We start from the raw sequence: 5,927 nt of genomic DNA, 5'->3' as shown, positions 1-5,927 counted from the left end.
CGCACGACGGCGCAGCTCAAGCGGGTAACGGGAGGGTCGTGCCATGACTCAATCCTTACATGGAATCGAGCCTCCACCCGACCCGGGGCGGTTCACTCCGAGGTGCTGCAGAAACTGACGACCGTCATCCGGCACACCGGTGAAGCGGCCGGGGGGGGCTGGCGCAGCAGCGTGCCGACCGCGCGGCCACCGGCAACAAGCTCAGCGGCCTGGGACAGGCGCCTCCTGGCAGTGACCTGGAAGCGGCACGGGCTGCCGTGACCTCGCGCAGGAGGCACTGGAGGACATCCGTCGGCGGGAGGCAGCCCACTCGGCGGGGGAAGGTCCATGACTCCAGGTCGAGAGTGACCGGTATCGGAGCTTGGGGGTCGCGGCCTGCTCGCTCGGCCAAGGCGGATGCGAGGCTGTGCAAGATCCCCTCCGCCTGTGCGGCAGCGCCTTGTTCGAGGATGAACAGACGTTGGCCGGCCCGATCGAAGAGTTCAGCAACACATCAGGAGACCGCCTCGTCGTGAGGCGGGCCGTGATCCTCTACGGTCTCGGAACAGTGGGTGCGCTGACCACCACCAGGCTTTTTGCGACCCGTATGGGGGACGTGCCGCCCTCCTGGAGACGGCCCTCGGAAAGGTGGCCCGGCGGGCGGACACCGCGGCGGGATCCATGACTGCGCATTGGCTCGCATGTGCGCCGGTATTGCCCTCAGCGCCACCAGGGCGTTCACAGACAGGCCCGGCGCTGCAAGGACAACGCCCCAGGTCGTCTTGGCGGAACGCTGTGGAGGCGCGCCTCAGGAGGTTTTTGCAAGCCGCTCGATGCGCAGTCCAACGAGTACTGCGGGATCGTCGTTGCCGTGACGGCCAGACCCTCGCCAGTCACCCGCCGCGTCAGCATCTCAGCACCGCGCGATCACTCTTTCGGGTGAAAGATCCTTCAGGGCTACTTGTGCGCAGGTCTGTACGAAACGAAGCGGTGTTCCCGCTCTCCGGCGTCCTGCCAGGCAAAAGGCCGACACCCTGTCCGGCCGGCTACTCTCTCCCGCGCCCGCGAGGGCCACGAGCGACGCCTGGTGACCGTCTGCCACGTTCCCGTCGCAGCGATACCTTTGCCTGTTGCTCAAAGGGGAGGGGGTGAAGCGCGTGGCCAAGAGCTGGGAGTTCTACCGGTCATCGCTGGACGCCGACGTCGTGCACAAAGAGATGGCCAAGTGTCACCTCACCCAGGCCGAACGGATCAAGCTGGGCAAGCTGATGGAGCGAGCCCAGGAAGGCAGGCTACTGCCCAAGGACTGCAAAGACCTCAAGGACGGACTCCTTGAACTGCGGCTGGACTGCGGAGAGCGTATCTTCCGACTGTTCTACGGTGAGGTCGACCGGAACCAGGTGGCCCTGCTGCTCGCGGTGAAGTTCGTGAACAAGAAGGCAACCCAGGGCATCGCGACCGATCCGACCGATATCGAGACTGCGCGAAAGCGGCTGTCCGAGTGGCAAAACCGGAAGAATCGTGACGAACAGAACCCCCACACGTTGAAGTGATATCGGTTCTAAGCGATACTCGGCAATCAGGGGAGAGGGGACGCCGTGGATGAGTATCTCGCCAGCTTGCTAGGGATCGATCTCGCTGATGCCCGTACGGGTGCTGCGCTCGACGACACCGAAAGAGTGATGATGCTAGTGGAGACACTGGTGCGTCACCGCAAGAGCTGCAAGATCCCGCAGAAGCAAGTGGCGGCCGCAATGGAGACGACCCAGTCGGCCGTGTCGGATTTTGAGCGTCTGGGCGGCGATCCCCGGCTGAGCACGATCATGCGATATGCCCGTGCGGTGGGCATGTCTGTACGTGTGGCGGCCAGCGTGACGGACGAGCAGCCATCGAGCGCCGTGTGGGAGCCCGTGGCGCACAGGGAGGAATCCGTCGCGGTGGCAGGCAGGCGGACCGCTGCATGAGCACCAAGGTCGCACGTGTCTTGTCATCCGTCGATGACCTTCGAGACCAGGCCGAGCTTGTCGACATCGTGTACTACGAAGTCTCAGGGCGGCGGCTTGACGGCTTCTCCTCCAGCGGCGCCGTCGACGAGGATGCACTCGAAGACGACACAGCAGACATCCAGCTCATGCAGAGGCTGGAAGGCGACACGATCTACATCCGGATGCGGGCGATAGTGGTGACATCGCAGGGTCGCCTGATCGCTGATGTAGCGGCCATCTTCCGCACTCCTGAGCGCGTCAGCGTTCCCCCGCAGACCGTCTCCCAATTCGCTGACGTCATCGCAACACCCATAGTGCGCCCCTACCTGCGTGAGGCCATCCACCAGACCGCGGTGCGCCTGGGAATCGATGCACCGCTGCTCTCGATCCTGGACACCCGGGAACGCACCTTCTGGCATGTAGAACCGGCCAGCGATCATGAAGCCTGAGGACTGCCGCGCCGAAGACCTCCTCGGGGACCGGACGACGCTCAGCAAAGTGGCAGCGGGGCCGAATTGGTGCGGATGCGGTCGCTGAGTTCTCGGCGACGCCCTGCGGGGCCTGCACGTCGCCCATGCGGACCAAACAGCCGCTAGAGGGTCCAGTGCAGGTCTTCCGTGTACGGGCAGCGGCGCCATGACCCAAGCGCCTCGGTCGCTGTCAACTGGTCCAGCAAGAGCGGGAGTCTTCCAGGCTGCAGGCCGCAGGCCCGCGCCATCCGGTCGGACTCGGCCAGGCCGCTGCCAAGCGCATCTGTATGTGCTGCAAGGTAGACACTCGCGAGTTGGTGGAGCCCGCCGGCCTCTCCCGCCTTGGACGAGCAACCGGCGCGCAGAGCCCAGTCCGCTGCGCGGCGCCTGTCAGGACGTGCCGGAGCCTGGCCGAGCAGGGCGGGGTCGAGGAGTCGGGCGACGATCTCGCGGGAGGTGCTCGCGCGCGGCGCGTGCAGCCAGTGCACTCGTTCCAGGTCGTACCAGGGTCCTGGAGTGTCGAGGCAGAGGCTGCGCAGCATGCCTCTGGGCAGGCGGACGTGCAGGGTGTCGTCCATGCGGAGCGCGCACTGCAGGGCGAGCAGGCGTGCGGTAGGCGGGCTGTCGTCGGGGAGGGTGGCGGCCAGGTAGGTGAGCATGTCACGGACCCGGGTCTTTTCGTCTGGCCCTCTGGGCCGTCGGCGGCGTCGGGGCGGGTCGGGCCGAGGTGCCGACGCAAAGGCCGTGTCCGGGACGACGGCTGCCTGAGCAGTTACTGCGGCGCAGGCGGTACAGGTGTCGGCGAGTCTCCAGATCCGTCCGCCGCGTTCGCAGGCGAGAAGGAGCCGGATGGGGCCGTTGCAACCGCGGTGGCGGGGGTGCCAGCGGCAGCCTCGTTCGCGGCACTGGCAGGTGCGCAGGTGGGGTGCACGGAGGTCTCCGCGGGCGTGCCGTGCGAGGTGGGCGAGGGCTGCTGAGCGGGCAGAGAGGGCGGCGACCTGGCGGCTGGTGTGCGGCGGGCACTGTGGGCAGACGAGGGCCAGGCCGCCGGGATACGGGCGCAGTTCGACGGTCCAGGTGCCGGGCGTGGCCGGGCATGCTGTGCGCAGCCTCATGGGCGCGTGTTCCTCCTGATCGCGTGTGCCGACCCTCTCGCGGGATGCGGGCGGCGGCCACCATAGTGCAGACCTCTGCCCTCGATACGGCGCGTGCGACCTGCAGAAATAGGGCAGAGGTCTGCACTGACAGGGCATGGGTCTGCACCGTCCGATGGACGGGTGACGATCTTGCCGCCCGATCCGGACCTCAACGCGCTGCGACTGGAACTCGCGCGCCTGCGGGCAGCGCACGGATGGACCTACGACGAACTCGCGGCCCGCAGCGGCCTGGCCAGGCGCACTCTCATCGAGATCGAGCAGGGCCGCACCATCGGCACCCTGAAAACGTGGCACGCCCTCGCCCACGCCCTGGGCACGCCGCTGGATGAGCTCTTCAGCACGCTCTGCCACAGGCACGATCTGCCCGGCCCCGCAGACGGCTGACCCGGTGACCGCGCGGGCGCGGCAGATCACCCGAACCGGGGAGAGCCCCCGAACACTAGGCCGAGTGTTCGCATGTCAGTCTCGCCGGATGCGGCCAGCCGGGCGATCGCGCGGCGGTGCCGGCCCGGATCCGGCGTGTCGGCTGGCAGGTTCGCACGCATGCGCTCCACACCACCTTCCGCGGCCCGGCACTGGGACGACAGCCCGATCGCCGCTCGCCCGCGCCGCCTTCTGCAGATCTCCCCCGACGGCGGCAGCCGCCTGCTGCGCTGCGGCCAGCGCGACCGGTGCAGCGAGTGCGGCAACCGGATCGAGTGGTACCACCGCGGCACCGGCCCGCATCGGCGTCCCGTCCGCCTCCACCCCGGCGAACTGCCCACCACCCACGTGCCCGCCGCGTACCGCTGGCACGTCAGCTCCGGTGTCGCCTACCCGGCCGGTGACGGCAGCAGCTGGTGCCGCCTGACGCACGCGGCAATCTGCCCCGACCGGGACGCGGCCCCGGTCTCCGCCAGCCTGGCCGGGCTGCGCCGGGCCCTGACCGTGACCACACGCCATCTGATCGACAGCGGGGCCTTCACCCCCACCCCTGTCCCAAATCGCCCGGCGTCCGCGGATGCGGGTGCGCGGGTCTGCCGTCCGGCCCGGCCGGTCGTGCAACTGCTGTACGTGCGCTACCTCGGGTCCCGGCCGGTGAAGGAGATCCGCTGCATTGCGCAGACGCGGCGCCGCGACCGCTGCACCAGCCCGCTCCTCACCCCCGGCCTTCTGACCGGCGTATGGAGGCTGATGCCCGTGACTGCGGCAGGCGGCCAACTGGTCTTGCACGCCGACGTCATGGCCGTCTACGACATCGGCCGCCTCTCCCATGCCGAGCAGCTGCGCTGGCGCGCCCAGTACTGCCCGCAACACGCCGCCACACCCACAGCCGCCGACCTGGCGGTGGCCGACTGGGTGCTCTTCGATCCACTGCGCCACCACGAACACATCCACGCCCGCCTGCCCACCGGTGCCCGGCGCCCAGGCCCTCACGGCCGCGTGCGGCAGCCGGTCCGGCCGTGAGGGCGGACCACGCCGTCGAGGTCACTCTGACCAGGCCGGTCACGCCTGACGAGCTGCGGGATGCTCGCCGCGGTGTTCCCCTGGCCGCGAGCGCAGACCGCACCCGGTTGATGACGGTCTACAGCGCCCGCACTCCCGGCGGCGCGCTGCACACGCTGCAGCGACGGCTGGGCGCCCGCTTGCCGGTCGACGTCCTGACCACGCACTACCCCGACCGGCACGGCCACATCCTGCTCAACGTCGCCCTGCCCCAGGCCGCCGACACGGCCCTGCGCCAGGCCGCGGCAGTCCTGGGGCAACGCCCCCAGGACTGCCTGCGGCAACGGGTGACCGCGGCCCTCACCCGGGACGTTCAGGAACGCGCCCGGCGTCTGGAGACGCGGCTCGAGAGCCTGCTCGCCGACCACACACCCGAAGAAGTCCTGGCCGGTGTGGCCAGCCTGCTGCACAGCCATCAGCCTCACCCCGCCCGCACGACGCCGTGACTCCCCCTCTCTCTTTGATCCTTTAGCGCGGAGCTCTTGTTGCACACGCCCACCGACGAACAGGCCCATGCCCTCGACGCCTTCCGGGCCGGTCACCACCTCGTCCTGCAGGCCGGCGCCGGGACGGGAAAGACCAGCACCCTCACCCAGCTCGCCGCGGGCACCCACCGCCGCGGCCGCTATCTCGCCTTCAACAGGGACATCGCCCGCGACGCGGCCGCGCGCTTCCCTCGCACCGTGCAATGCAGGACCGCCCACGCCACCGCCTACGCCGCACTCGGTCACCGCTACACGGGCCGGCTCAACAGCCCCGGGCCTTGACCCCGGAGTTTGAACACGTCTATGCGGCTCGGGCCAGGGTAGTTGGTGTTGGGTGGACGGTGATCTCGTAGGTGATCGGGGCTC

The 5,927-nt window shown here is 69.0% G+C and carries 7 protein-coding genes and 1 pseudogene; 7 read left to right on the top strand and 1 reads right to left on the bottom strand.

Going from position 1 to position 5,927, the window contains the following annotated elements:
* Positions 1-1,127: 1,127 nt before the first annotated feature.
* Genes ACZ619_RS45605 through ACZ619_RS45595 form a run of 3 tightly spaced genes read left to right on the top strand, consistent with a single transcriptional unit; the run spans position 1,128 to position 2,413 of the window.
* Entirely contained in the window at positions 1,128-1,532 is a 405-nt protein-coding gene (locus ACZ619_RS45605) for a type II toxin-antitoxin system RelE/ParE family toxin (RefSeq protein ID WP_469611937.1), read from the top strand.
* A gap of 45 nt (positions 1,533-1,577) precedes the next feature.
* Positions 1,578-1,943 carry a helix-turn-helix domain-containing protein gene (locus ACZ619_RS45600; RefSeq protein ID WP_469611935.1) on the top strand — a complete coding sequence of 122 codons (366 nt, stop codon included), beginning with the start codon at positions 1,578-1,580 and terminating at the stop codon, positions 1,941-1,943.
* On the top strand, positions 1,940-2,413 hold the full coding sequence (locus ACZ619_RS45595) for a hypothetical protein (protein WP_469611933.1): 474 nt from the start codon (positions 1,940-1,942) through the stop codon (positions 2,411-2,413). Before ACZ619_RS45600 ends, ACZ619_RS45595 begins: the two co-directional genes overlap by 4 nt.
* Positions 2,414-2,556: 143 nt before the next feature.
* Here ACZ619_RS45595 and ACZ619_RS45590 read toward each other — a convergent pair whose 3' ends face one another.
* Entirely contained in the window at positions 2,557-3,093 is a 537-nt protein-coding gene (locus ACZ619_RS45590; RefSeq protein WP_469611931.1) for a hypothetical protein, read from the bottom strand.
* Positions 3,094-3,711: 618 nt separating this feature from the next.
* Here ACZ619_RS45590 and ACZ619_RS45585 point away from each other — a divergent pair.
* From ACZ619_RS45585 to ACZ619_RS45570, 4 genes and pseudogenes are all read left to right on the top strand, one after another.
* Entirely contained in the window at positions 3,712-3,975 is a 264-nt protein-coding gene (locus ACZ619_RS45585) for a helix-turn-helix transcriptional regulator (RefSeq protein WP_469611929.1), read from the top strand.
* Between the two features lie 159 nt (positions 3,976-4,134).
* Positions 4,135-5,037: a DUF6083 domain-containing protein gene (locus tag ACZ619_RS45580; RefSeq protein ID WP_469611927.1), complete on the top strand. Its 903-nt coding sequence runs from the start codon at positions 4,135-4,137 to the stop codon at positions 5,035-5,037.
* A gap of 110 nt (positions 5,038-5,147) precedes the next feature.
* Complete coding sequence (locus ACZ619_RS45575; RefSeq protein ID WP_469611925.1) at positions 5,148-5,522, top strand: hypothetical protein; 375 nt, start codon at positions 5,148-5,150, stop codon at positions 5,520-5,522.
* A 39-nt stretch (positions 5,523-5,561) separates the two neighbouring features.
* Positions 5,562-5,834: pseudogene (locus ACZ619_RS45570) on the top strand (DNA helicase); the annotation flags it as partial.
* Positions 5,835-5,927: the final 93 nt, after the last annotated feature.

It is taken from the genome of Streptomyces sp. NPDC104367 (assembly GCF_055583825.1).
This window is presented reverse-complemented; position numbering and strand designations above follow the sequence as displayed.

Coding starts and splice junctions, on each gene's coding strand:
- ACZ619_RS45595 (WP_469611933.1), top strand. CDS start 1,940: ATGAGCACCAAGGTCGCACGTGTCTTGTCATCCGTCGATGACCTTCGA.
- ACZ619_RS45590 (WP_469611931.1), bottom strand. CDS start 3,093: ATGCTCACCTACCTGGCCGCCACCCTCCCCGACGACAGCCCGCCTACC.
- ACZ619_RS45580 (WP_469611927.1), top strand. CDS start 4,135: ATGCGCTCCACACCACCTTCCGCGGCCCGGCACTGGGACGACAGCCCG.
- ACZ619_RS45575 (WP_469611925.1), top strand. CDS start 5,148: ATGACGGTCTACAGCGCCCGCACTCCCGGCGGCGCGCTGCACACGCTG.